A 25349-nucleotide genomic window follows, 5' to 3' on the forward strand; every position below is an offset into this window, starting at 1 on the left:
ATTTTAATTTTTTATTACACAGTCCAAGGTAGCACTTTTTTAGCAAATTTGTCGGCAAGACCTAATCTAATTGCCGCATTATGGCGCATCCGATATAGCCCTTGATAACAAAGTGGCACCAGATACAAACTGGTTACAGTTGAAAAGGTTAATCCTCCAATAATGGCTATTGCCATCGGTGAGTAAGGTGGGCCGCCCCCCCAATTTGGGTATCTCCCATCGCCAGAGGTACTAAGCCTAATACGGTTGTCGCGACAGTCATTAATACAGGGCGTAAACGTGTTAGACAGATTTGGCTAATTGTGTGTGATAGAGAGTCTAATTCGGGCGTTTTTTGATTAATTTGGTCAACTAACACAATACCGTTGTTCACCACAATTCCCATTAAAATAAGAATACCAATCATCGCCATCACTGACATTGGGGTTGCGGTGATCCACAGTGCCCAAAATACTCCGGTTATTGAAAACAAAATTGAAGTAATGATGGCCGTTGGCAGCAATAAAGACTCAAACAAGGCGGCCATCACAATATAAATCATCATAATGGCCAAAATCATATTAACCGCCATTATCGATTGGTCTTCATCTTGGCGTTCGAAACCACCCCTTAATGAATAGTTATAACCATAAGGGAAATTAACAGAATCCATTACTCGGGTAATTTGTTTTTGCGCTTCTTCGGTGGTCATATCATCAAGATTGGCACCAATGGAAAGCGCAGTTTGCCGATTATAATGTTTGATGGTGTCAAAGCGTGGCACAATGTTAATTTGTGCAAGGCTGTCTAAAGTATAAACATGATCGCCTTTACGCAACACCGGAAGTTGCTTGAGCTTTTCCAACGAGTTTTGCCATTTTTTGTCATAGGCAAGTTCGATTCTTAGCTCGCCAGATGGATCGTGTCTAAATGAGCGCAGCGGCGTGCCTCTTAATGCGAGGGCGATGCTTGAGGCAATATCGCTTAGTTTCGTGTCTAATCGCGCGGCCATTTCGCGGTCAATCATCACAATGACTTCTTGTTGGGTACTGTTCACTTCTGAGCGCACATCCACCAAACCTTCAATGCCATTTAATAGTGGCACTATTTGCTCACTTAAATGGATAAGCTCACTGGTTGAACGTCCCGTTAAGGTAATTCTGACACCACTGTTATCGCCACCCCAGCCAAATTGTGGATGGGCGATAGAATATTTTGGAAATCCTTCGCGGATCATTTTTTTCAGTTCAGTGTTTTCAATAGGAATATCTTTTTGCAAAATGATGGTCGTTTGTACGTCATGTGGCGCGTAGTAACTGTATACCGCATCGATAAAAAATTTGTCTTTATTGGAATATAAGTAATCTTCCATTTGGTTGATGATGGCTTCGGTTACTTTTAAATTATGACGACCTTCAAGTTGATAGTTAATAAACAGTCTATCACCAGCATCTCCGTCATTTTGATCTTGTTGCACCATAGATAACGGCAGTGCGGTGGAGACTAAGATGATGATAGCGGCTAAAGTCGACAGTTTGGGTCTTGCTAATACCCAATCTAGGGTTCGGTGATAAAAGCCTACTAACTTACCTTGTTTATCTTGATGATCTATTTCAAAGTGAAAGGTGTTTAACATTAATGGTATTAATGTTTTAGCTACCAGCAATGAAGCGGCTAAAGAAATGCAAATGGCGATGGCAACATGCTCAAGAAATATCGTAAGTTGCACTTTTACGCCAAAGATATTGGGTAAAAATACGATGGCTGTAGTGAGTGTTCCTGCCAGTACTGCTAGCGACACTTTATCCACACCGCTTATCACTGCTTTTTCATTTGCTTTAATCTGAGTTGTGTCATCAATATGGCCAGCTTGTTTTTCTTGTAATACACTTTCTGTCACTACAACAGCATTATCAATTAGCATACCAACGGCAAGTAGTAACCCCATCATGGATAAGATGTTCAGGCTATAACCTAAAAAGTACATCCCAGCTAAAGTCATACACAGCGAAATAGGTACAGATGACACCACAACTAGGGTCATCTTTAAGTTGCGCAAAAATAAATACAACACGCCAAATGACAACAGCGCACCCATTAAACCAGCGGCTAATAAATCTTGTAATGAAGATTTCACGCCATAGGCTTGATCTTCCATGATGTAAAGGTTTACACCGTTAAACTGTTTATCTTGCTTGGTTTTTTCAATCACCGCCATAACGCGATCTGACACTTCAACAAGGTTGGCGCCAGACTCTTTAAATACATCAATCCCAACGGCATATTTTTGGTCTAAATGGCGACCTTCAATTTTTTCAGGTAATGCATAGCGCACACTGGCAACATCACCTAAGCGTATTCCTGGCAGCAATACTAAGTTGGCAATGTCATCTAAATGGGTAAATTCACCTTTTGGGGTGACTTGGTACACCTTGTTATTACTGTGAATTCTACCGGCATTGATGACAAAGTTTTGAGACTGCAACTTTTGCTGTAACACTTGATTGGAAATACCTGAAGCAACGAGTTTGTCTGCATCAACTCTAATTTCAATTTGCTTTTGCTCAACCCCATACAAGGTAACTTTAGATACGCCTTCAACACGCTCTAACGGCTTGCGTAATTGTTTATCTAGTAAATCAAATGCGGTTGATAGTTCACGTTCACTTGAAATACGTATGGTTAATACCGGCATATCAGCGGTAGAAAACTGCTGGATCAACACTCGCTCAACATCTTTAGGCAGTAAGTGTCTAACAGAGTCAATTTTTTCGCGCGCTTCTAAGCTTTTTGTGGCAACTTCTTCTCCCCATTTCATGTTGAGTTGAATAAACGAACCATCTTGGGTCGAATCTGAATGTACTTCTTCAATGCCGCTCATGGTAGCCAGCGCTTCTTCAAGTACTTTCGTGATGTCTCGCTCCACTTCAGCAGGGCTCGAGCCTTTGTATGGCACTTGCACCATGATTTGAGGAATATCAATGCCAGGGAACATTTCAAGCGGCAGCATTCGGCTTGCCGCTAAGCCAAACAACATAATGGCTAAAAAGAACATGCTGGTAGTGACAGGGCGTTTTAAAGCAAGTTTAGTTATGTTCATACACTTGCCTCCACACTCGGTTCAATACTGTCCACTTGGGGTTCATAGTGCTTGCGATCAAACAAACCATACAAACAAGGGATCACTAACAGGGTAAGGAAGGTGGATAAACCTAAACCAAATATCACTGTGATTGCCATTGGTGCTCGTACTTCGCTGCCATCGCCCATACCAATTGCCATCGGCAGTAAGCCTAATGTTGTGGTTAATGTGGTCATGAGGATAGGGCGCAGGCGTGACTTAGCTGCTTGCTCAATGGCAATGAGTTTGTTAACACCATCTCGACGAAGTTGATTAATGCGATCGACTAATACAATGGCATTATTGACCACAATACCGGCAAGCATAATTAAGCCAATAAACACCACTACGCTTAAATGGGTGTTGGTGATAAACAAGCCTAAAATGCTTCCTGCAACCGCCATTGGCACAGCAATAAGAATGAGTAGCGGGTGCAATAAAGACTCAAATTGACTAGCCATCACCAAATAGACTAAAAATATAGCCAGTACTAAGGCAATTTTTAATGATGTAAAAGAGTGTTCCATTTCTTCATTTTGCCCACCAAAGCGAGCTTGAATAGAAGAGGGTAATTGTTGCTGATTTAGAATTTGTTGAGCTTCAGCCACCGCCTCGGTTAAATCACCATAAGCTAGATTAGCTGACACAATTGCCACTCGTTGTTGACTGATCCGATTAATGGCAGATGGGCCAACTTGTAATTTTACCTCTGCCACCGCGCTAAGCGGTATGGGTTGCTGACTATTAGGGTTAATGATTAATGAATCGATATCGCTGATTTGGTCACGCTCAGAGATATCGCTTCGCACTAGAATATCCACTTTACGATCGCGTACTGTGTATTGACTCGCAATGGTACCGCCAACACGTTGGGCAATACGATTGGCTACGGTAGGTGCATCCATCCCTAAAGCGGCTAGTCTTTCATTATCAAAATGAATACTAATTTCGGGCTGGCCATCACGTAAGCTGGTATTTATATCGGTAAAACGTACAGCATGACCATTTTGTGGGCTACCAAGGGCGTTAACTAAGGTATCAGCGCTGCGCTTAAGTAAGGCTAGATCATAGCCAGACAACTCAATTTCTAATGGAGTTTTAAAGCTAAATAACTCGGGATGTTCAATTTTGGCATCGAGTTCTGGGATGCGCTTTGCTGTTTGTCTAAGAATACTGCTCACTTGATCAAATGCATGGTGATCAGCCAGTACCACTTGCAATCGTCCCCAGTTTTCACCGCCTCTGGCGGTGTCTGATGTCATTAATCCTCCACTACCTGCTTGGCTAAAGGTATGTTTTACAGCGGGATTGTCTTTTACAGAGAGCGCTAGTTGTTGAAGAACCTTGTCGGTTTCACTGACTTCTGTTCCTGGCGGTAATAATAACTCGACATAAAACTCACCTTGATTCATCGGGGGAATTAATTCCATTCCTAGTTTAGAAAACAAGCTACCGCAACCTAAGGTGATTGCTAATGCCAGTAATAAGGTAAGTGCTTGATGACGTAAAACGGCAGACAATAGCTGGTGGTACAGCTTTTCCACTATCCTATAGACAAAGTTAAAGCCAGAAGCTAAAGGACGCATTACAAGTCCAATTAACCAACTAAAAAAACGGGTTAAGATTAAAGACAGATGTAATAAACCTGCGGGTAAGTAATTAAATACCAGTTTGAATGGCCATAGAATAATGGCTTTACCATAATAAAATACTTTAGCGCCTTTGGTGGTTGGCTTTGCTGCCACTGCAATGTGTTGTGGTTGAGGCAAGCTGGTAAATCCTTGGCGTGAGGCCAACATTGGAATTGCAGTTAATGCCACAAACAATGATGCCAGTAATGCAAAGGTGACAGTTAAGGCTTGATCTGCAAATAAAGCTCCGGCAATACCGTCGACAAATACTAGGGGTAAAAATACGGCAAGAGTGGTTAATGTTGAGGCAAATATAGCTCCAGAGACTTCTTGGCAGCCTTGTACTGCCGCTTCAATTTTAGACAAACCTTGAGCTTGATAGCGGTCAATATTTTCTAACACCACAATGGCGTTATCGACTAACAAGCCGATGGCCAGTGCAATGCCACCAAGCGACATAATGTTTAAGCTAATATCAGCAAAATACATCATGTTGAAGGTAGCAATCACAGAAAATGGAATCGAGATTGAAATAATCAAAGTGGCTACAATGTTGCGCAAAAATAGATAAATCAATAGCATAGCCAATATGCTACCGATTAACGCAGAGGAGGTGACTTCATTCACGGCACTTTGAATAAATTCGGATTGGTCGTAGATGATATTCAGTTGGCGCGTTTCATCTGCTTGATTGATTTTCGCTAATTCAGCTTGTAACTTTTTAGCAACGGTTACCGTATTGGCATCACCTTCTTTGTAAATAGCGAGTTCTATCGACTCCACATCACCAATGCGAGTGATGTCACTTCTTTCTTTAAAAGCATCGCGGATCTCAGCGACTTCTTTTAATCGCACTAATGTTTGCCCATTACGATAGACAATTACATTGCCTAACTCTTGTAGTGAGTTAAATTGGTTTAAGGTTCTAACTAAATACTCTTTATCACTTTGGATGACTTTACCCGCAGATAAGTTAATGTTTTCTAATTTAATTTTTTGTTTTATATCTTCGGCATTTAAATTTAATTGCGCTAATTTTTGCTGATTTAATAAGATGTGCACTTCTTGCTCTAAACCACCCGATAAGCGCACTGCGGCTACACCGGATAAGGCTTCTAATCGCCTTTTTAACTCTTCTTCGGCAAAGGTGCGCATTTGCTTAAGCTTACTGTCTGTGGCATCAGGTACCGAAAACGCCAGACGCATAATGGGATCAAGATTCGGATTGAAACGTAATAATAGTGGCTTATTGATATCCAGTGGTAACTCAATGGTGTCGAGTTTTTCACGTACTTCAAGGCTAGCCATGTCCATATTACTGCCCCATTCAAACTCTAAGACAACATCAGACATGCCAGAGCGTGAAATAGAACTAATTTTACGTAAGCCTTTAACCACACCAACGGCTTCTTCAATGGGTTTGGAAACCAGTTGTTCAATTTCAACTGGCGCTGCACCATCATAAGCTGTACGTATTGTCACGCTGGGGTAGCTTAAATCGGGCAGCAACTTGACGGCTAAACGACTGAAGCCAACCATACCGAATAGCATAACGGCAAGCATAAACATCCACACCGTTACCGGACGGTTAACAGAGGTATTGATAATTGACATGGTTTTTCTCCGTTATTTAACTGCTGCGATATTTAACGGAGTAATCACTTCAACTAGCGATTGATCTTTAAGGTTTTGTTGTCCTCGGATAACAATTTGCTCGCCAAGTGAAACACCTGAGGTAATCTCTACTTTATTATCTTCACGATAACCTAAGTTAACTACTCTGCGTTCGGCAATCGTATTATTGATCACGTAAACGGCTTGACTGTCATCTTGGCTTATCAAGGCGTTGTAAGGGATAGTGATCACATCATTATGGGTGTCATATTTGAGTTCGACACGCGTAAACATACCGGATTTTAATTTAGCATCAGTATTGGGTACCGCTAAGGTCACTTTAAATGTGCCACTTTGTGGATCGACAACTGGGCTTATCCTGAGGACTTTAGCTTGAATAGCCTGTTGGCCACCGTTTTGTGCTGCACTGTGCTGATAGATAATACTGGCTTGTTGTCCGAGCTTTAAACTTGGTAGTTGTTGTTCGGGCAGGTGAACGATACCGTGGAGTTGATCTTGATTGACCACATAAAACAGTTCGTCAAACTCTTTGACCATGTTGCCTTGCTTAACAAATCGAGTTGCAATGACCCCATCGATAGGAGATGTGATGCGGCTTTCTTCCACTTGAAGTTGGGCTAAATCACGTTGGGCGATAGCGGCTTGCAGGTTATACTCAAGTTTTGCCATGGTATCTTGGCTGATGAACTCTTTATTGTTCATTTTGCGTAAACGATTTAATTCTTGCTCAATAATTTGCACTTCAGCTTGTGAGCGATTGAAATCATATTGTTGGCGTTTAGCATCGATAACCGCTAATACTTGCCCTTTAGTGACTCGAGCGCCTTCTTCAACGTTAATTGTCTCAATGATGCCAGAAATACGTGTCATCACATGGGCTTCTTCCGGTGCTTCTAATGTGGCGGTGGTGCTATAAAATGATGACACATTACCTTTTTCAACTAAGGTGATTTCTACTGGAACAGCGAATTTTTCTTGTTCTTTTTGTTGTTCTTCTTCTTCTTCTCCTGTACAGCCAACGAGTACGGCTAAACAAAATAGTGGAACTACCATTTTTTTACATTGATTAAACCTGTCCATGGGTACCTGCCTTTTAAACTGTAGCGTGTCATTTACTTATTTAAAACGCTGAGTCGTCTTTAAAGTTCTAACACACTATAAATGATGAATGTTGTAAGTTTGATGCGCATATGTAGCATTTTGCGTGCCAACAATGTATATCCTTTAATATCAGTGGTTTGTGCGAGTGCCTTTCTGGTGGGAGAGGTTTTGCTTAGTGAGTAAATTTAACAATTAGTTAAAATAGCTAAAATATGAATAATTAACTTAACATGCTGATGAGATGCACAGATTGGTATTCAGCTATACGGTTAATCACCGAAAGCTGAATACATAGTGAGTTTTAAATGACAGTACTATGATGATTATATGCGGGCAGGGTCTCGGCTGGTGGAGTGGGGACTGGGCAAGTGGCTAATGTTTTAACCTCTCCTTTGTCGTCTAATTGCTCAATGCTCACTTTAAAGCCCCACAAACGATGTAGATGCTTGAGTACTTCGCTAAAATTATTGGCTAATGGAATATCATTGTGTGGTGTATAGCGCAAAGTTAGTGAACGATCGCCATTGATGTCGACCTGCTGTACTTGAATATTGGGTTCTAAATTTGACAAGTTATATTGCTGCGACAACATGCTGCGTATATCTTGATAGCCTTGCTCATTGTGGATGGCTGAAATATTTAAAAATGCTTTTTTCTCATCATCTAAAACGCCAAACAGTTTAAAATCTCTGATGACTTTAGGTGATAAGTATTGGCTGATAAAACTTTCATCTTTAAAGTTCTGCATAGCAAAGTGCACTGTGGTTAACCAGTCACTGCCTGCCATATCAGGAAACCAATGCTTGTCTTCATCGGTTGGGTTTTCACATATTCGTCTAATATCAACAAACATATTAAAGCCCAATGCATAGGGATTAATACCGCTGTAATAAGGGCTGTTATAAGCAGGTTGGGCGACAACTGCGGTGTGACTTTGCAAAAACTCTAACATGAATCTGTCAGTCACTTTACCTTGGTCATATAAATGGTTTAGTAAGGTGTAGTGCCAAAATGTTGCCCAGCCTTCATTCATAACTTGTGTTTGTTTTTGTGGGTAAAAATATTGCGCCATCTTACGCACAATTCGAACAATTTCTCGTTGCCATGGTTCTAATAAAGGAGCATTTTTCTCAATAAAATACAGGATGTTTTCTTGTGGTTCACTGGGAAATACCTTGCGTTTTTGAGTTGTTTTTTCAACATTCAAGCTAGGCACTGTTCGCCATAAGTCATTCACTTGGCTTTGAAGGTAAGCTTCGCGTTCTTTTTGCCTTGCTTGTTCTTCACTAAATGAAATTTCAGAAGGTCGTTTATATCTATCTACCCCATAGTTCATTAGGGCATGGCATGAATCAAGGGTAAGTTCTACTTGTTCTACGCCATATTTAAGCTCGCATTGATGAATGTAGTTTTTAGCAAAAACAAGGTAATCAATAATTGAACTAGCGTCCGTCCATGTTTTAAATAAGTAATTGTTTTTAAAGAAACTGTTATGACCGAAGCAGGCGTGCGCCATCACTAAAGCTTGCATAGTAATGGTATTTTCTTCCATTAAATAGGCAATACAGGGGTCAGAATTAATGACAATTTCATAAGCTAAGCCCATTTGACCGCGCTTATAGCCTTGTTCGGTTTTAATAAAACGTTTTCCAAAAGACCAATGAGTGTATCCAATTGGCATACCAATACCGGCATAGGCATCCATCATTTGCTCTGCAGTAATAATCTCAATTTGATTTGGATATGCATCAATTTTATAAAAAGCCGCCGCTTGTTCTATTTCATTTAAATAGGACTGTAATAAATCGAAGGTCCAGTCAGGGCCATCATCCAAAGGTTTACGAGGTGATTGTGTCATATTCGCTCCTTATACCGACTGCTTTTTAAAGAGTTCCCTAAACACAGGGTAGATATCTTCAACTTGTTTAATGTGTTGCACCGCCATATTGTCAAAAGTTTCTTGCAGTTGCTCATATTCACGCCATAGGGTTTGATGGGCCCTGTGGGTGATTTCGATATAACTAAAATAGCGCACCATCGGCAAAATATGTTTTTTTAGCAACTCTTTGCATACAGGAGAATCGTCTGACCAATTATCACCATCAGAAGCCTGTGCAGCATAAATGTTCCATTCATTGGCTGGGTAACGTTCTTGCTGAATTTCATGCATAAGTTTAAGCGCGCTAGACACGATAGTGCCGCCGGTTTCTTGGGAGTAAAAAAACTCATGCTCGTCCACTTCTTTTGCTTGGGTATGATGCCTGATGTAAACAACTTCTAAATTTTTATAGGTACGGGTTAAGAACAAATACAGCAAAATATAAAAACGTTTAGCCATATCTTTAGTGGCCTGATCCATCGAGCCGGATACATCCATTAAACAGAACATGACCGCTTGGGTTGATGGCTTTTCGCGTTTGGCATAATTGTTGTACCTTAAGTCAAAAGTATCGATAAAAGGCACTTTGGCGATTTGCTTTTTCAGCTCTTCAATTTGCGTTTTTAAGTTGATTATTAATTCAGCTTTTGAACCGGGTGTGTTTTCGAGCTGATCTAGTTCTTGTTCAAGTTGTTTTAGTAATGACTTTTTATTGCCCGTCATGGCGATTCTGCGGGCCAATGATGAGCGTAATGAACGCACTATATTAATATTGGCCGGTACACCATCATTGGTAAAGCCTGCGCGATATGTTTGGTATTCAACCAGTTTATTAAGGCGATTTTTTTGTAAGTTAGGTAATTCTAAATCTTCAAATAACAGCTCTAAATACTCATCCTTTGAAATTTGGAAAACAAAATCATCGTTACCTTCACCAGAATCAGACGCATCTCCTTTACCTGAACCTCCACTACCTTGTCCACCTTTAGGGCGCTCAATTTGATCGCCTCGGTTAAATTGATCATTGCCAGGGTGAACGCGTTCGCGAACACCGCCTTGTCCCTGACGAAACTGGGGTTCACTAATATCCCTTGTTGGAATACTGATTTTTTCACCTTTGTCGATATCAGTCACACTGCGTTTGGTCACAGCATCACTGACAGCTTTCTTAATTTGCTTTTTATAACGCTCGATAAAGCGTTGACGATTAACTGTGCTTTTTCCTTTTGCATTTAACCGTCTGTCAATAAAGTTAGCCATACGCACCTCCCAAGCCTTAAAGTGGGCTTTACATCGATATGCTGAATACTGAGTAAAGCCCTTGTTGGTTTAAGAAGATTTACGTACACGTAAATACCACTCAGACAACAATCTGACTTGTTTTTTGGTGTAACCTTTTTCCATCATGCGATTGACAAAATCGTCGTGTTTACGTTGGTCATCGTTCGATGTCTTCGCATTAAACGAAATAACAGGTAACAAATCCTCTGTATTTGAGAACATTTTCTTCTCGATAACAGTGCGGAGCTTTTCATAACTTGTCCACAGTGGATTATTGCCTTCGTTGTTAGCTCGGGCTCGTAATACAAAATTGACTATTTCATTACGAAAATCTTTAGGGTTACTTATACCTGCGGGTTTTTCTATTTTTTCAAGCTCTGCATTGAGCGATGCTCGGTCAAATAGCTGCCCTGTTTCAGGATCTCGGTATTCCTGATCTTGAATCCAAAAATCTGCATAAGTGACATAACGATCAAAAATATTTTGCCCGTATTCAGAATAAGATTCTAAATACGCCGTTTGAATTTCTTTACCAATAAACTCAACGTATTTAGGGATTAAATAACCTTTTAAAAACTCTAAGTATCGCTCGCTGACATCATTTGGAAATTGCTCTTGGTCGATTTGCTTTTCTAACACATAAAATAGATGAACAGGATTAGCTGCAATTTCAGTGTTATCAAAATTAAATACTTTAGATAAAATCTTAAAGGCAAATCGGGTGGAAAGTCCGTTCATTCCTTCATCGACACCGGCGTAATCGCGATACTCTTGATACGATTTTGCTTTGGGGTCAGTATCTTTAAGGCTCTCACCGTTATAAACCCGCATTTTAGAAAATATTGACGAATTTTCAGGAACCTTGATCCGTGATAACACACTAAATTGGGCTAAGGTTTCTAAAGTGCCGGGTGCACAAGGGGATTCGGATAACTCAGAATTTGACAGTAATTTCTGATAAATTTCAATTTCTTCCGAAACGCGTAAACAGTAGGGCACTTTGACAATATAAACACGGTCTAAAAATGCCTCGTTGTTTTTATTGTTACGGAAAGTCGACCATTCTGATTCATTACTATGGGCCAAAATAATACCCGTGTATGGCAAGGCTGATAAACCTTCTGTGCCGTTATAGTTTCCTTCTTGCGTTGCGGTTAACAATGGATGTAGCACTTTGATTGGTGCTTTAAACATTTCTACAAATTCCATTAACCCTTGATTGGCTCGGCATAATGCGCCTGAATAAGCGTAAGCATCGGGATCATCTTGTGAAAAATGTTCAAGTTGACGGATGTCTACTTTACCCACCAATGCCGAAATGTCTTGATTGTTTTCATCACCGGGTTCTGTTTTGGCAATACCGATTTGATCTAATATCGATGGATACACTTTAACGACACGGAATTTAGAAATATCGCCACCAAATTCGTGTAATCGTTTTACAGCCCAAGGTGACATGATGGTTTTTAAGTAACGCTGTGGAATGCCATATTCTTGTTGCAAAATGGCGCCATCTTCCTCTAAATCAAATAAGCAGAAGGGATGGTCATTAACAGGGCTGCGTTTGCCATTGGCGCTGAGAATATAAATGGGGACCTGTTGCATCAATGATTTTAGCTTTTCAGCTAAAGAAGATTTACCACCTCCAACAGGACCAAGTAAATATAAAATCTGTTTAGACTCTTCTAAGCCTTGAGCTGAATGTTTTAGGTAAGACACAATTTGTTCAATGGCCTCTTCCATACCAAAAAAGTCTTTAAAAGCTGGATAGCGTGATATTAAGCGATTGGAGAAGATACGACTTAATACCGGATCTTTAGATGTATCGACAACTTCAGCCTTACCGATGGCCATTAGCAGACGTTCAGAGGCCGATACATAAGCGCTTCTGTCTTGTTTACAAATGTCGAGAAATTGCTCTAAGGTATATTCTTCATCGAGTTTTTTCTCATAGCGTTGTTGATAGTGTTCGAAAATGCCCATAAGTAACCCCCTAAAACGACTATGCTGCAGTGGCAAAACTGGTTGAGGTTTAAAAGGTTTGCTAGTGAAATCAGCAATTCATTTTTAGCCCCTACATTTTCATTCTAGAATAGAGAATGTTATTTTGCGCAAGTTTATTAAAATAAATTAAGTAAAAACAATGACAAACATAGCATTTGCAACAGTTGCAATAATAGGTGTAAAAAATATAGGGATATATGGTATGAACATATAGACAATAAAAAAGGAGCCGATAGGCTCCTTAATGGGTTAACGCTGAGAGGTGATTAAGCAAAGTTGCTGTTCACAAATTCCCAGTTAACTAATTGCCAGAAATGATTTAGGTATTCTGGACGTGCGTTACGGTAATCAACGTAGTAAGCATGTTCCCATACGTCAACCGTTAATAATGGTGTAACCGTTTCATCAGTTAATGGCGTAGCGGCATTGCTAGTGTTAACAATGGCTAATGAACCGTCAGCTTTTTTCACTAACCAAGTCCATGCGCTACCGAAGTTGTTGACAGCGGAATCAGTAAACTTAGCTTGGAATTCTTCGAAAGAGCCAAATGATGCATTAATAGCATCAGCGATTGCGCCAGTAGCAGGACCGCCAGCGTTTGGTGCTAAACAATTCCAGTAGAAAGTGTGGTTCCAAACTTGTGCTGCGTTGTTGAACATGCCACCTGTAGAAGTTTTAACAACTTCTTCTAGGCTTTTGCCAGCAAATTCTGTTCCTTCAACTAAACCATTTAATTTAACAACATAAGTGTTGTGATGTTTACCGTAGTGGTACTCAATAGTTTCTTGAGAAATGTGTGGTTCTAGTGCGTTCTTTGCATAAGGTAATGCTGGTAATTCGAAAGCCATTATTATCACTCCATGGATTTAGGTTATCGTTATTAATACCTAATAGGTACATTGCTCTGTGGCTATTGTACTGATTATTTTTGTGATGTGAATCATTGTTTGCTGAATAATATCGATTATGGTGATAGAAAATACAAAATAACTAAACCCTTACAAACTGTGGGATTTTGTTATTGTTGAAGGTGTCGTACAATAGAGCTATAAGTGTTGACAACCATTAGGAATCAAAATGGAAACTGTAGAAAAGATAAAGCAGCAAATTACTGAAAACCCGATCATTGTTTATATGAAAGGCTCTCCAAAACTACCTAGCTGTGGTTTTTCATCTCAAGTGGCTCAAGTGATGATTAACTGTGGTGAACAATTTGCATTTGTTGACATTTTACAGCACCCAGATATTCGTGCTGAATTACCCAAATTTGCTAACTGGCCAACTTTTCCACAATTGTGGATTGAAGGTGAATTAATTGGTGGCTGCGATATCGTCACTGAAATGTTTCAAAAAGGCGAGCTTCAGCCTTTGATCAAAGCAACGGCAGATAAATATCGCACTGACGATGCTAGTGAATAAGTAACTGATTAAATATGCTGCGAACTAGAATTAGACATTAACGACTTAATATTACTTTCGTTAAACGATTCAGGGCAGCGCAATTGATTGAGTCAAATAAAAAAGCCCAATGATTTCATTGGGCTTTTTGTTTACAGCAATATCAATGTAGCTTGTCAGTTTTAACATCAACAGGGTTTGTGGTTGCTGCTTTGACTTTAACGAGTCTAGGTAAGTTTTTCTTAGTACTTGCAATGTTAGCTAAATAGGGGCCTGGGGTCATTTTTTCAGGCCAATCGAGCAGCATCATCGCCAGTACGTTTCTGTGTTCACCAGATGCTAAATTGAATTTTCCACTTGGTGACAGAATAAATTGATACTCTGGATTGTAAGAGTCAATAATAAACTGCTTCACTTTTTCAGTCACAGGATGGTTTTTGTGACCGGTAAGCAAAAAGCTAATACCAACTTCTGTTGTTATATCTTCAGTGGTGTCAGCGATAATCCTATCAATATTTTTTTCAAAATAATCTAAAATCCACTGATACTCTTTAGGATCAACTTCATATTGATAGTATTGACTGGCAGCAAAAATAAAGTGCGTCATACCGTAAATTTTATTTTTAAATTGTGCTTTGGATAATTTATCATCCTTACTGTCTGGATATGCTTTTATAAAAGCCTTTTTGTAAGCTGGATAATAATCACCAATGCCAAGTTGTTTTGCCCAAAAAACATAATTAATTAATTGAGCAGCCCAAGCTTTAATCATTTTTTTATCGGTTAATTCAGGTTCAAAATTATGCTTTTTAAGGGTATCGATCATTAGCTCGTGACATGGTCCTGTCAGACCAAACTCGTCAATACGACTTGCGTAGCGCAAAAGTATGTCGCTGAAAAGCATGAAATTAGGGTAGGGTTGAATGGCTTTCTTTCGTGCTTTGGCCCGTGGGCCATTACCTAACTTATTGGCAGCTTTCTCTGATTCGGCTTTGATAAAATCAGGCTTATCTAAGTTACAGGCATAATAAGCTTGGCGTTCAGCAACCGTGAGTAAATCAATAAGAGAACCATTGGCATATTTGACATCACCAGTCATTCTAAACAGGCGAATTGCATAGTGTCCTTGAACACGGGGCGGTAATGAATAAAGGTTGGTTTCTAAGTTAGTTTTAATTCCTTGGTAAACTTGTTCAGCACTTAAATCATGTTCAGGTTTTACATAGGTTTGTTTAGCAAAAACACTGCTGCTTAGAAATACAACGGATAATGCGACTAACGAGAGTGTTTTACTCTTGCTTAGAGCCAGCATGGTTAATTCTCCATATAAGTTTTTCAAAATCCATTGGCTGTAGATAGATTGCAGACAATTGATCATAGAGGGTTTGGTTGTGCTCATTGACTACTAATAATTCAAAGATTTCCTTGGCTTTACTGTCATTGTTAACTTCATTCATAATTAACTCTGCCAGCGTTTGCTGCCATAGCAAAAGATAATGATTAATCCCTTGATTAGCAATAGCCTGCAAACTATATATTGCATCACTTGCTTGTGGCCAATCATGGCCGAAACTGCGCTGAAATGCTTGTGATATTTGAGCATCTAGCATGGGTTGTACCCATGGCCAGTTCGTGACGTTGTTTTGCCGATAAAAATATAGAGCAACTTTAGATTTAAATACTTGGTGTTGTTGTTGGTATTGTTTGATTAACACGAGCCTTGGATTATGTATTTGAGGTTTATCTAACGCCCTTGATAACCATTTTGCAAGCCATAAACTGCCAATTTCAGCGCTGCTGCTATCAACACTTTGTTGATTGAAATAATAAAATTGCCCACTTTTTGCCAGTAGACTTATGCTCTCACTGAGTAGTGTTAACAAACGCATCTGTGTTGTGTCAGTTAATTCCTGGGGTAATTGTAAGCTGTATTGACCAAACTGATGGCCTAACACCGGATACTTAATGAGTGCTCCCGCAAGTTTGTCGGTAGGACTTGATGAGGCTTCGTCAAACCAATGTAAATACAGTTCACCGAGTAAACGCTGTTTATGCCAAATTCGATAAACTTGTTGTTTACTTGACGGATTGATGAGGTCTATTTGCTCAAAATGAATATCAAGTTGTTCAAGTTGCTGGAATGCGGTTTGTAGTAACAGAGCTGTGCTAACTTTAGGTTGATGACTTTTGGGAATTTTTTTTAATTGGGTAATTAAATTCCAGGGTGCTTGATTGATATTATGTGTTTGGCTTGCTAAAAAAATTTCAACTTGATTTTCTGTCAAGCCTTGAAAACTAAGCTGGTAATCAGTGAAATTTTGATAGCCACGCTGTTTGGAAAAATCCGTTTGTAGTTGATGCAGTTTAAGCAAGCTGGGTTTAATCAAATCTTTTGCCCGAATTTGATAAGCTATCCAAGCTTGTTTTCTACACTGTTCGTCTTGTTGATGTGCTAGATAAAATGCAATTGATTGTTCGGTGTTAAAATCAGCTTGATGCTCATCAGCTGCTTCTTCTTTTAGTTGGCAAATATCGGGTAAGGTTAACTGATATTTTTTTGAAAAATAATGTTCTATATTAGCCTGTAAGCTATGTTTTAGCGCTTTTGTATTCTGTGGCCATTGTCTATTGAGTAGGCTAGCTAATTTAGCTGAATAGACTTGATATGGGGTATTGGTGTCAAGAGACTGATAAGCAGATGACGTGAGTTTGTTTGAATCAAGTTGACTGGCAAGCCAAGTCAATTCATCTGCTAAGTGAACTTGGCACATTAACAAAGCTTGCTGATATTCAGGGGCGCTTGTCTGGCTTCTGTAATAATTATTAAGGTCATTAAGGTTATGTAAACTCAGTAAACCCGCCTCAAAATCGACAATTTGCTGTAAGTGAACTTCAGGCGAGGCTTTTACTACTAATTGGTCGCCATCTTTTTTTAACCAAGCTGAAGGAATGGGAACTGATGTTTGCGTGTGAAATTGCAAACACTGTTCGGTGAACAGACTTAAAGGATTAGCCACAGCAGATGCTGTGGCTAATAAAGTAAAAACACACGCTAAACGACAAAATATACTAACCGCAAAAATGCTTTTTAGCATATTCCACTCGTTGCTCAACTGACATTTTAGGACCTTTGAGGGATTCAACATGTTTAAGGCGAGGTAAAATGCCTTTGCCATTCGCGATTTGAATTGTTAAACCTGGTCGGGCGTTCAACTCAAGCAATAATGGCCCCCGTTTTTTATCTAACACCATGTCTGTGCCTAGATAGCCTAATTCACACATCTCATAAGCACTTGACGCAGTATGTAAAAGGGTTTCCCAATGCGGCACTTGAATATTAGAGAGAGGGAAATGAGTGTCGGGGTGCTTATCAACAGGGACGTCAAATTGCACAGCATGTAAACTTTTACCTGTTGCGATATCTAGCCCGACACCAACTGCGCCTTGGTGCAAGTTAGCTTTACCATCAGAGGCCGCTGTTGAGCAGCGAAGCATGCCCATAACAGGAAAACCTTTAAAGACGATTAATCGAATGTCAGGTACGCCTTCATAGCTGACGCCGTTAAATATAGGATCAAATTCAATTAATCCTTCAACAATTGCAACGTCAGGTTTACCGCCTAATGAGAACAAACCACTGAGAGTATTAGACACATGGCGATATATCTCATTGGGAGTTACCTCTTGACCATTGGCTTTATAATAACGGCCTTGTTCGACTCTGGTAATAACTAAAATGCCTTTACCGCCAGAGCCTTTGGCTGGCTTGATCACAAAGCCAGTTCTATCAGCAACCATTGCCGGAATTTCTTCAATGGTGTGCTGTTCTTGCACTACACCAATTAAGTCAGGTACGGCGATATTGTTAGCCAATGCGAGTTGCTTGGTTATTAATTTATCATCTACACGTTTATAAAATTTGCGCGGGTTGTAACGGCCAATATAGCTAATGTTGCGTTTGTTCATATTGAGCACACCGCTGCGCTTTAACTCCCAAGGCCAAGCATATTTCATTACTTCTCTCCCACTAAGGGTTTAAAGCGTTTTAGCTCGGTCAAGCGATAGCCAGTATATTGTCCCATTACCAGTACTAAGCCCAAAATGATCAAATGTACGCCTAAGAAGTTAAATACCCAATGTTGCACAAGTGAACTGCTCATTGCTAAATAAGCGATCGTTGCGACAAACAAACTGCCGCCACCTGAAACAAAGACTTTTTTCGGGCCTTCTTCTTCCCAAAGAATGGACATACGCTCAATTGTCCAAGCAAGAATGATCATCGGGAAGAAGGTGACTGTCATGCCTTCACTTAATCCTAATTTAGATGAAATTAGCGTGAACAAACCAATAATAAATATCACCACAATAATTACCGCCGATATTCGGGATATTAACAGTAGATTCAGGGTGGACAGCCATGAGCGGATCATCAAACCAAAAGCAACAATCAATAAGAAACCGATTAAACCAGTGAGTAAGGTTGTTTGAATAAAGGCCATTGCGATTAACACTGGCATAAAGGTACCAGAGGTCTTAATGCCAACAATCACTCGCAAGAAAACGACCACCAATACGCCGATTGGGATAAGTAAAATTCCCTTGAATAAGCTTTGTTCTTCTAGTGGTAGTTGATACAAGGAGAAATCTAACGCATCGTTAGTTATCAGCATGTCTATGGATGTCGCTAATGCGGAACGTGTTTCTTGTAGCATTGAGAAGTTAACTTGCGAATTTGTCGCACCCATAACATCTAAAACAGACCCATCGTTGTATTCCCATAACAATAAGGTGTTATCTCGGCCTTGCTTGTTATTGACTACATCAAATAAATGCCATTCACCGTCTTGGTAAACTTGAACATAGTTGGATAATTGTTGGCGACGTCGTTGGTCTTCGAGCTTTAAGCCACTGACTATCCGTGCTGGAACGCCTTTGGTGAGCAACATTTGTAGAAATAAATTGGTCGAGGTATTAGTTGATAATAACAATGCCATATTTTGGCTTTGGTTATCATCATTTATCAATGACATCAGCTGGCTAGCAAAAGATAAGTTAGTTGCACTTCGGCCCCACACTTCATCAACAATTTGATCTGCGGCAGACTTTTCGGTTGCTGGCCATAAGTACTCTTGAGGCACAGCTGGTTGCTCATCTGTGGTTATGCTTAATTTACCTGTAGGGACGAGTGTGACGCGGTAAAATAATGACTGCGGCCCACGGGCTTCTCTGATAGACCAAATAGCACGACGGCTAATATCATCTGTAATGGTTAGGCCATAACCCGGTGATGTGGCATTCTCGACTAAAATATCGAAAGCTGGGTCATTAGGTAGTGAAAAACTCACTTCAGCAGGTGCATTACGACCACTAAAGCTAACTTTTGCGTCGATCGCCCAACTTTGAACTTGTTCTCCGGGTAGGAACGGCACTTTATGCTCTATTCCACGGTAAATACTTGCACTTATGCCAGCAACAAAAAGCAGAAATACAAATATGTAAAACGGTTTACGAGAATGCATCTTATTGCCTATTTAATTAAAGTGGTGACTTGGTTTTTTGCTTTACCGTGAATATACATTTGTCCAACATCGACAATTGCAATATCTTTCATAAACTTACGGCCTAATAAAAGTGGGTAATCTAAATGGCTTCGATCAGTAAGATTTAGATCTGTCTCAGCGGAGTATTTACCAATTTTCAAATGCGCATGGATCACAGGACGACGATCGTCAGAGCTATCTGCATCTTGTTTAATACGAACAAACCTGACCACTTTAGACTCAAATGTGTCACCTGGTTGTTCTGCACCATTGGTCATTACATCAAATCGAACCCATTGTTCTCCATCACGTTCAAAGAGTACTATGTTTCTGGCATCAAGAGATGAAGATTCGGCGCCTGTGTCAATACGGGTGGCAAATTTGGTTTTAAGCTCATCGATGAACACACTTTCAACTTCGCCCAATAAAAATTTCTCACCAATTTGGGCTTCAGGGCATTGTGATGGCACTGCAACTGGCCTTGGTGTGGCCACTGGAGGCGCTACAGCTGCTTTTTGTTTTTGTGCCATTGCGTCGCTTATCTGTGTTTTTAGTTTTCGTAATTCATCAGATACGGCATTAATATCAGCGGATTGCTGACTACACTGCTCATTAAAGGCAGTAATTATTTCAGCTTGTGACGCTTTTAATGTGCTTTGGATGTCTGCATTTGAAATATTGGGCTTACTAGGTTGTTGTGTTGTGGTACAACCTGAGACAAGTATTGCTGCAACGAATAATGCTAGTGCCTGCTTAAACATGTCAATTCCTGTTAATTATTATAAGTTAAATTAAATCTAAATTAGGTTGATTTTTGGTGGCGATAATTATTGCACGTTTAGGTGCGGGGTAACCTTCTATTGTTAAACTCACGTCTTTTGGATCGAGATAGTCAACTAAAGATTCATTTTTCATCCATGCAGTACTGCGTTGCTCTGCCAAAGAAGTCACATCAACATCGACACATCGAACGTTGGTGAACTCACATTTTTCAAGCCAAAGTGTTAGTGCTGCCACTGAGGGTAAAAACCAAACATTGTTCATTTTGCCATATCGGTCTTTAGGTACAAGTACCGCGTTTTCATCACCATCAATTACTAAAGTTTCAATAACAAGTTCACCACCCATGCGCAATTGATCTCTTAGTTGAAGTAAGTGATCAATGGGTGAGCGTCTGTGATAGAGCACACCCATTGAAAAAACCGTGTCAAACGCATCAAGTGGTGGCAGTTCTTCAATACCTAATGGTAGTAGATGAACCGGGTGTTGATTACCTGCAATGCGTTTAATTGCTTCAAATTGGCATAAAAATAGCGGTGAAGGGTCAATACCTACTACGCACTTTGCGCCATCACCATACATTCTCCACATATGGTATCCGCTTCCACAGCCAACATCTAATACAGTTCGGTTGGCTAAAGAAGAGATATGTGGCTTAACTCTATCCCATTTCCAATCACTTCGCCATTCTGTATCAATATCAATACCATGAACAGAAAAAGGACCTTTTCGCCATGGTTGAAATAAACCCAGTAAATTTTTAAGTTTTTCAACTTGTCCGTCGGTAAGTTGTTTACCTGAACCTATTGTAACGCTGGCGCTAAAGTCGATGATGTCTGGAGTAGGGTATTGAAGTTTATTTAAAACCTTTTCCCATTTAGGTAGGTTGCCGTGTTTATGTTCGCGTTGCCAATTTCCGAGTATTGATGGCAAGGTTTCTAACCAATGCTGTAGGTTTGAATCGGCAATTTGTTTGTAAAACGCACTAAAACTGATCATTTGATTGCCACCATAGAAGCAAAGTTAAAACATTGAAACCACGTATTAAAATGCTTAAACCCACATTGCTGTGCTCGGGTTTGGTGGTCTAGTAAGGTGTCGGGACGCATCACATTCTCAATGGCACTGCGTTTTTGACTAATCTCTAACTCGCTATAGCCATTTGCACGTTTGAAATCAAGGTGATGTGAATCCAGTAAAGTTTGAATCGTATTGTCTTCAAAACGTAGTTTTTCAGAAATAACTAAAATACCATTTGGTAAGAGTCCTTGGTAAATTTTGTTAATGAGCGCATCACGATCACTAATAGGTAAAAATTGTAACGTGAAATTCAACACAACCATAGACGCATTGGTTATTTCAAGGTCACGAATATCACCACAGATAAGGTCTACCTGAGTGTCACTGACATAGGCTGATAGGTTTTCGGTACAGCGTTGGATCATGGGTTCACTATTATCAATCGCAATTATTTTGCAATTTCTCTGTTCAATTTGGCGACGTATGCTTAATGTTGCCGTGCCTAAAGAACAGCCTAAGTCGTAAACATTTGAGTTAGGTGTAACAAACTCATTGGCAAAATCACCAATGGTATTAATAATTTGACCATATCCAGGGACAGAACGACGGATCATGTCGTTGAATACACCAGCCACTTTTTGGTCGAATACGAAGTCAGCTACTTGGCTGGCTGGCGTAGCATAGATGGTGTCTTGTTGAGAGTTCATGAGAAATCAGTTTATAAAATTCTGCACTTATTTTAGCTAATCAAGCTGAACACCAGCAAGTGGTGGACTCTAAAATTTATCATTTTTTTTCATTATCTTGTCTTAAATTTTGTCAACAATGACTTAATGGGTAATTATTTGTTAAAAATGGCCATGTTTAGTTCAATATTTAACTATTTGGATTAGAAACAAACTGAAAAATAAGGTAAATTATATCCCATCGTCAAGTTGGTTTATTCAATACCGCTGGTGAAATGGATATCGTTTAGATTCTAGGTTTAGTACTGCTTACAAGGCACTTAGTAATAGGGACATCACTTGAAAATATTTGCGGGAATGCTGTTTTTTTTGGTCTGCATAGGATTTGGTCAACGCGCCTTAGCTGAAGATACAAGCACACTTCCTTTAAAAGCTAACAATGCCCCTTTGATACTTGTGATGGGTGAAGATACCTTTCCTTTCCAATTTATTGATCAAAACAACAAACCTGCAGGGATTTTAGTTGAACTTTGGCAAGAATGGTCTTTAGTTACCCAAACGCCCATAGAAATTCGCCCATACAATTGGGGGGAATCTTTACAGCGTTTACAAGACGGTACCGGGGATATTCATATTGGCATGACTACAAATGCCCTTAGACAACAAAAATTTGACTTTGCTTCCCCAATAACTTCATTACAAACCTATTTGTTTATTCATAAATCCATCAAAAAGAAATTACAGTTGCTTGATTTGTTACCTTATCAAATTGGTATTGTTGCGGGCTCTTCTCATGAACAAACTTTGCTAGATATAAACCCTCATTTTACTTTTAGAAAATATCCCAGCAGAGAAGCATTATTAGACGGCGCTGCAAATGGTGAGGTGTTAGTATTTGCTGGGATTGAAGGGTATCAGCGAAATTTAGCATTAGAGCAAGATATCGCGAATGAGTATTATAGTTCATCACGTTTACCTATTACCAAAGTCGGCCTAAGTCCTGCGGTAATTAAAGGAAATGACGAACTAGTTAATCAAATCAATGCGGGTTTTAAGCAAATTGATGTCGAGCAGATTAGAAAAATTGAACGTCGCTGGCTAGGGTATAATCGCCAAAATTCAGGGGTGATGATTGCGATGCAAACCAATGTCGAACCCTTTGTTGATATTGGCATCGATGGTCGACCACATGGTTTATTTGTTGATTTATGGAATTTATGGTCTGAAAAAACCGGTATAAGTATTGATTTTATCATTGGCGATATGAATACATCCATAGGGGATATAAAGCGTGGTTTTGCTGATGTGCATATTGGTTACCCTGAAAGTAATGAAATGCGCACTGGATTGCAGCAAGCTTGGCATTTAACATCGGTAAAAAGCCGTTTTTTTAGTCTGCAAAACGACATAGAAAATATAGAACATCAAGATAATATTCGTATTGGTGTTTTCCCAACAGCGCCATACCTATCAGAGATCCATAAGTTATTCCCCAAAGCGCAATTACGTTTTTATGAAACAACCAGTGCAATGGCAAATGCCACTATCAAGGGGATATAATAGGTTTTATTGCTTCATCGGCAATGACATCACATTACCTACTAAACAATAAATTATGGACTGAATTTAAACAGCATTCCGATATTGAATTCTCGGCTAAAATTTATGCGTTAACCCGACATGATGACAGTGGGTTAACTGAGCGCATCCAAGCTGGCTTTAAATTGATTTCTCCAGAAGAGCATTTACAAATTGAGCGAAAGTGGCTAATCAATCCTGAAGATCGTTTTTTCACTGAACAAGACAAACTGATTAATTTAACTAATCAAGATAAAACGTATTTGTCAAAGCTTGGTGCGTTAAAAATGGGTTATTTGAATAATTGGCCTCCAATGGAATTTCAGGGTAAAAATGGCGAGTTTTTGGGAGTGAATGCTGATATTAAGAATTTACTGGTCAACCATCTCGGTTTATCTATTATCCCGGTTGCTTTTGATACCTTTGATGAAATGATGCACCAGCTAAAAAGTGGAGAAATTCAACTTGTTGCTAGCTTAGCACAACATGCTGAGCGCGGAGATAGCGTCAGTGTCAGTGATGTGTATTGGCCATCACCTTGGGCCATAGCAAGCGATTTATCGCAACCTGCTATTTTAAACATTAGTCAATTGAATAATAAGAAAATCTCTGTAATTAAAGGTTATCAATTAGTTTCACAATTAAGGCAGCAATTTCCAAATGTAACACTAATTTTGGTTGAAGATACTCAAACAGGGTTAGATTCAGTGGTTAATGGTCAAGCAGATATGTTTATCGAAAAAGTAACTGCATTAGCTGATCAGTTAAAAGACGGCCAGTTTCCAAGTTTAAAATTGTCGTTAATTGCAGATTTAGCCGATCAACATAGCCGGATTGGTGTATTCAACGATTTAAGTGAATTATTGCCGCTGATCAACCGTGTTTTACAAACCATCGATAAAGAAAAACAACAGCAGTTATATCAAAAATGGATTGAGGTAGACGTCAGTACAAAGAATAACTTTTATCAACGCTGGATGAATTGGTTAATATTGGGGATGGTATTGGTCTGTTTGGTCACCATCACAGTGTTTGCTGCAAATCGACGTTTAAATATTGAGATAAAATGCCGGGAAGATGCTGAACATCAACTGATTTATTTAGCCAATCATGACAATGTCACCGGTTTAGCCAACAGAACATCTCTTGATAAACAATTAGCAACTGCAATTGAAAAGCATCAAGCAACTAAATCAAAATTTGCATTACTATTTATTGATTTAGATGGTTTTAAAATTGTTAATGATCAACATGGACATCATATAGGTGATGCGTTACTGATTAAAGTGTCGCAACTGTTAAATGACTCAATCTTAACCAAGGATACGATAGCAAGGTTTGGCGGTGACGAATTTGTAGTACTGTTGAGCCATATTGATAGTGTTGAAGTAGCAAAACGTATCGCGGAAGTTATATTGGATAAATTAGAGTCAGTGACTCGCATTGATGATAAATTTGTCCAAATCTCAGCAAGCATCGGCATTGCGGTATACCCACAAGATGGTGTATCACCACATGACTTGATTAAGCATGCAGATCATCTTATGTATCAAGCTAAGCGAATTGGTGGTCATCAATATAAATCTAGCTTTTAGCATTACGATTACTGACATAAATTTTACCAATAATGGTTTTATGGTGTTTTTTTATTCGGTTAATTCATTTTATCCACTTCAAAACTGGTTAATTCATGCAATCTGTTTGATACTGCCAGCA

General features: G+C 39.5%; 16 protein-coding genes and 1 pseudogene. 3 read left to right on the top strand and 14 right to left on the bottom strand.

What is annotated here, in order from left to right:
- Window positions 1-14: 14 nt before the first annotated feature.
- From HBH39_RS08185 to sodB, 7 genes and pseudogenes are all read right to left on the bottom strand, one after another.
- A pseudogene (locus HBH39_RS08185) lies at window positions 15-3079 on the bottom strand (efflux RND transporter permease subunit).
- Entirely contained in the window at window positions 3076-6345 is a 3270-nt protein-coding gene (locus HBH39_RS08190; RefSeq protein ID WP_167677247.1) for an efflux RND transporter permease subunit, read from the bottom strand. Before HBH39_RS08190 ends, HBH39_RS08185 begins: the two are co-directional and overlap by 4 nt.
- A 12-nt stretch (window positions 6346-6357) precedes the next feature.
- Window positions 6358-7446, bottom strand: coding sequence for an efflux RND transporter periplasmic adaptor subunit (locus HBH39_RS08195; protein WP_167677249.1), 1089 nt, complete (start codon window positions 7444-7446; stop codon window positions 6358-6360).
- 322 nt (window positions 7447-7768) lie between these two features.
- On the bottom strand, window positions 7769-9325 hold the full coding sequence (locus tag HBH39_RS08200) for a SpoVR family protein (RefSeq protein WP_167677251.1): 1557 nt from the start codon (window positions 9323-9325) through the stop codon (window positions 7769-7771).
- 9 nt (window positions 9326-9334) lie between these two features.
- Entirely contained in the window at window positions 9335-10606 is a 1272-nt protein-coding gene (locus tag HBH39_RS08205; RefSeq protein WP_167677253.1) for a YeaH/YhbH family protein, read from the bottom strand.
- A gap of 69 nt (window positions 10607-10675) precedes the next feature.
- Entirely contained in the window at window positions 10676-12610 is a 1935-nt protein-coding gene (locus HBH39_RS08210) for a PrkA family serine protein kinase (protein WP_167677255.1), read from the bottom strand.
- Between the two features lie 287 nt (window positions 12611-12897).
- Window positions 12898-13479, bottom strand: coding sequence for a superoxide dismutase [Fe] (gene sodB / locus HBH39_RS08215; protein ID WP_167677257.1), 582 nt, complete (start codon window positions 13477-13479; stop codon window positions 12898-12900).
- 229 nt (window positions 13480-13708) lie between these two features.
- Between sodB and HBH39_RS08220 the strand changes: the two genes are divergently transcribed.
- Window positions 13709-14050 (top strand): Grx4 family monothiol glutaredoxin, encoded by a 342-nt coding sequence (locus HBH39_RS08220; protein WP_167677259.1) that lies wholly within the window; start codon window positions 13709-13711, stop codon window positions 14048-14050.
- A 142-nt stretch (window positions 14051-14192) separates the two neighbouring features.
- Here the strand turns inward: HBH39_RS08220 and HBH39_RS08225 are convergent, their stop codons facing one another.
- From HBH39_RS08225 to cmoA, 7 genes are read right to left on the bottom strand one after another with little or no spacing between them, the layout of a single operon-like run.
- Entirely contained in the window at window positions 14193-15341 is a 1149-nt protein-coding gene (locus HBH39_RS08225) for a DUF3541 domain-containing protein (RefSeq protein ID WP_167677261.1), read from the bottom strand.
- Window positions 15319-17124: a hypothetical protein gene (locus HBH39_RS08230; protein ID WP_167677263.1), complete on the bottom strand. Its 1806-nt coding sequence runs from the start codon at window positions 17122-17124 to the stop codon at window positions 15319-15321. The genes HBH39_RS08225 and HBH39_RS08230 overlap by 23 nt, the downstream gene beginning before the upstream one ends.
- Window positions 17099-18043, bottom strand: a complete 945-nt coding sequence (locus tag HBH39_RS08235) for an alpha-L-glutamate ligase-like protein (RefSeq protein ID WP_167677265.1) — start codon at window positions 18041-18043, stop codon at window positions 17099-17101. Before HBH39_RS08235 ends, HBH39_RS08230 begins: the two co-directional genes overlap by 26 nt.
- Window positions 18043-19548 carry an inactive transglutaminase family protein gene (locus tag HBH39_RS08240; RefSeq protein WP_167677267.1) on the bottom strand — a complete coding sequence of 502 codons (1506 nt, stop codon included), beginning with the start codon at window positions 19546-19548 and terminating at the stop codon, window positions 18043-18045. The genes HBH39_RS08235 and HBH39_RS08240 overlap by 1 nt, the downstream gene beginning before the upstream one ends.
- A gap of 8 nt (window positions 19549-19556) precedes the next feature.
- Window positions 19557-20330 carry an ATP-dependent zinc protease family protein gene (locus tag HBH39_RS08245; protein ID WP_167677269.1) on the bottom strand — a complete coding sequence of 258 codons (774 nt, stop codon included), beginning with the start codon at window positions 20328-20330 and terminating at the stop codon, window positions 19557-19559.
- Between the two features lie 25 nt (window positions 20331-20355).
- The gene (gene cmoB, locus HBH39_RS08250) at window positions 20356-21348 is read right to left on the bottom strand and encodes a tRNA 5-methoxyuridine(34)/uridine 5-oxyacetic acid(34) synthase CmoB (protein ID WP_167677271.1); all 993 of its coding nucleotides are present in this window, start codon (window positions 21346-21348) and stop codon (window positions 20356-20358) included.
- Window positions 21345-22076, bottom strand: coding sequence for a carboxy-S-adenosyl-L-methionine synthase CmoA (cmoA, locus tag HBH39_RS08255; protein WP_167677273.1), 732 nt, complete (start codon window positions 22074-22076; stop codon window positions 21345-21347). The genes cmoB and cmoA overlap by 4 nt, the downstream gene beginning before the upstream one ends.
- Window positions 22077-22394: 318 nt before the next feature.
- Here cmoA and HBH39_RS08260 point away from each other — a divergent pair, with 318 nt between their 5' ends.
- Window positions 22395-23615 (top strand): transporter substrate-binding domain-containing protein, encoded by a 1221-nt coding sequence (locus HBH39_RS08260; protein WP_167677275.1) that lies wholly within the window; start codon window positions 22395-22397, stop codon window positions 23613-23615.
- 23 nt (window positions 23616-23638) lie between these two features.
- A complete protein-coding gene (locus HBH39_RS08265; RefSeq protein ID WP_167677277.1) occupies window positions 23639-25228 on the top strand; it encodes a diguanylate cyclase domain-containing protein in 1590 nt (529 codons plus the stop codon).
- The last annotated feature ends 121 nt before the right edge of the window (window positions 25229-25349 follow it).

It is taken from the genome of Shewanella aestuarii, from assembly GCF_011765625.1.
GTDB classification, from domain to species: Bacteria; Pseudomonadota; Gammaproteobacteria; order Enterobacterales; family Shewanellaceae; genus Shewanella; species Shewanella aestuarii_A.

Bases quoted from the DNA above. Each gene is read 5' to 3' on its own strand.
- HBH39_RS08190 (WP_167677247.1), bottom strand. From the start codon at position 6,345: ATGTCAATTATCAATACCTCTGTTAACCGTCCGGTAACGGTGTGGATG.
- HBH39_RS08195 (WP_167677249.1), bottom strand. From the start codon at position 7,446: ATGGACAGGTTTAATCAATGTAAAAAAATGGTAGTTCCACTATTTTGT.
- HBH39_RS08200 (WP_167677251.1), bottom strand. From the start codon at position 9,325: ATGACACAATCACCTCGTAAACCTTTGGATGATGGCCCTGACTGGACC.
- HBH39_RS08205 (WP_167677253.1), bottom strand. From the start codon at position 10,606: ATGGCTAACTTTATTGACAGACGGTTAAATGCAAAAGGAAAAAGCACA.
- HBH39_RS08210 (WP_167677255.1), bottom strand. From the start codon at position 12,610: ATGGGCATTTTCGAACACTATCAACAACGCTATGAGAAAAAACTCGAT.
- sodB (WP_167677257.1), bottom strand. From the start codon at position 13,479: ATGGCTTTCGAATTACCAGCATTACCTTATGCAAAGAACGCACTAGAA.
- HBH39_RS08220 (WP_167677259.1), top strand. From the start codon at position 13,709: ATGGAAACTGTAGAAAAGATAAAGCAGCAAATTACTGAAAACCCGATC.
- HBH39_RS08225 (WP_167677261.1), bottom strand. From the start codon at position 15,341: ATGCTGGCTCTAAGCAAGAGTAAAACACTCTCGTTAGTCGCATTATCC.
- HBH39_RS08230 (WP_167677263.1), bottom strand. From the start codon at position 17,124: ATGCTAAAAAGCATTTTTGCGGTTAGTATATTTTGTCGTTTAGCGTGT.
- HBH39_RS08235 (WP_167677265.1), bottom strand. From the start codon at position 18,043: ATGAAATATGCTTGGCCTTGGGAGTTAAAGCGCAGCGGTGTGCTCAAT.
- HBH39_RS08240 (WP_167677267.1), bottom strand. From the start codon at position 19,548: ATGCATTCTCGTAAACCGTTTTACATATTTGTATTTCTGCTTTTTGTT.
- HBH39_RS08245 (WP_167677269.1), bottom strand. From the start codon at position 20,330: ATGTTTAAGCAGGCACTAGCATTATTCGTTGCAGCAATACTTGTCTCA.
- cmoB (WP_167677271.1), bottom strand. From the start codon at position 21,348: ATGATCAGTTTTAGTGCGTTTTACAAACAAATTGCCGATTCAAACCTA.
- cmoA (WP_167677273.1), bottom strand. From the start codon at position 22,076: ATGAACTCTCAACAAGACACCATCTATGCTACGCCAGCCAGCCAAGTA.
- HBH39_RS08265 (WP_167677277.1), top strand. From the start codon at position 23,639: ATGACATCACATTACCTACTAAACAATAAATTATGGACTGAATTTAAA.